Origin of the sequence: Lysinibacillus sp. 54212 (assembly GCF_036662795.1) — a bacterium.
Lineage (GTDB): Bacteria > Bacillota > Bacilli > Bacillales_A > Planococcaceae > Lysinibacillus_B.
Genome location: NZ_JBAFWZ010000063.1, coordinates 1 through 1726, shown reverse-complemented (window position 1 = coordinate 1726; position 1726 = coordinate 1). Strand labels below are relative to the sequence as shown.

The following is a 1726-nucleotide window of genomic DNA, read 5'->3' as shown; positions in this document are numbered from 1 at the left end:
CTCCCTCTATAAATATTGATATATCAAGGGTTTGACCTGTTTTTATTAGTTCGAAAAAATTTTTTTAAGATAAATATACCAGATAAATCTATCAGCTTTATCTAATTTTAGTAACTATTAACAATTCAAGGATACGCTTCGCTAAAGTTAATTGGTAGTAACTAACTTTTGTGTTCCACTATGTGATGCACAATGGATCTCTGCAATGCTTATGATGACGTACCCTCCCATGTCTCTTGGCGTCTAGCGCATACATTCCTTCGTTCGGTCTATTCATAAGGCAGAGGCTGGCGATGCTTATTTAGGGACTCATGGTCTTTTGTGTCAAATTATTGCCGGCTTCTCCGTGTCATCCTTCTGTTGTAGATCGAGTTTAGGTATTGCTTAGGCTGCCTCTACGAGACAATAAAGGTCTTTCATCATGTGTTGCTCATCAAACCGTATTTTCTTTTTACATAAAGCGTGTAATATCTTGAGTAGCTTTCCGCACAACACGACAATCGATTGCTTCTTACGAAGGGGATTCACAGTGCGTGTAGTGTAATATTCATGTAATTGTTTAAAAGCATCATTATGACGAATTAACGGTATCATGACACGGAATAAAAGAGACCTTAGTTTTCTTCTTCCTCGCTTAGAAATGCGTTTCTGTCCTATGTGTTTTCCAGATGAGTTTTCTCGCAATGTGAGTCCCGCTAGTTTGATTAATTGGCGTGGATGCTCATATTGCGTGAGAGAACCGACTTCTGAAAGTAGCTCGACAATTGTCACATCGCCAATACCAGGTACAGAAGCTAAATAAACATAGTCAGTCATTTGTTTCGCTAATTCAAGTAATTGTTCTGTTAGTTTGTTAAGTTGCCTTTGCATTAAGTGATACTGTTGAAGTAGTGTGGCAATTTCTATTCGTGCCATCACAAGTCCTTCTGTCAGCCCAATGGATTGTTGAGCCACTTCGACTAACTGCTTCGCCTTTGGTAGCTGAGGTGATTTCAAGCCCTCTACTTGGCGATATAAAAATAATAATTCTTCCGGCGATTTCCCCTGGATATCTACTGGCAGGGGTGTTTTTTCAAGAACTGCATACGCCATCTTACCAAAATTCTTAAATACAGAAGTGAATTCCGGGAAGAAGCGATCTAACCATCGAAGAATACGATTTTGTAAAGCATTCAAATCTTCTTGTATCTTTGAACGTAATGTAGCACCATTTCGTAATTCAGCTTCCACGCCTTCTAGAATACGTGGATAACTAAATCGTCCATCACGCATTAAACGAGCGATGACGAGTGCATCTTTTTGATCGTTCTTCGTTTGAAGATTATCATCCATTTCTTGCGATTTTTTCACATGTAGTGGATTGACCATAATAAACGGAATCCCATGAGCCGATAAAAAGGCAGCGAGATTCATCCAATAGTGACCAGTCGGCTCAAAACCGACCAATAGTTCAGTTTTACCGTGTGTAGTACGTAGAGTTAGTAGTTTTTCGTAAAATACATCAAATCCTTCTCTTGATTGCGAGAAAGGAAAAGATTTTTGAAGTACACGGCCTCGTTCATCAATTGCGCAAGCGTAGTGCTTGTGCTTGGCGATATCAATACCAATAACGAGTGTATTTTCAGTTACTTGATTAATTTTATGGTTCGTATTAAAATTCATAAGAAAGTCCTTTCGTAGATGCATTGAGACAATGGCCATTGACACTCAAGCATCATACTAAAGG

The 1726-nt window shown here is 38.8% G+C and carries 1 protein-coding gene; it reads right to left on the bottom strand.

Annotated elements, in window-relative coordinates:
• Positions 1 to 384 precede the first annotated feature (384 nt).
• Complete coding sequence (locus V4T18_RS18225) at positions 385 to 1662, bottom strand: IS110 family transposase (RefSeq protein WP_332651870.1); 1278 nt, start codon at positions 1660 to 1662, stop codon at positions 385 to 387.
• Between the last annotated feature and the right edge of the window lie 64 nt (positions 1663 to 1726).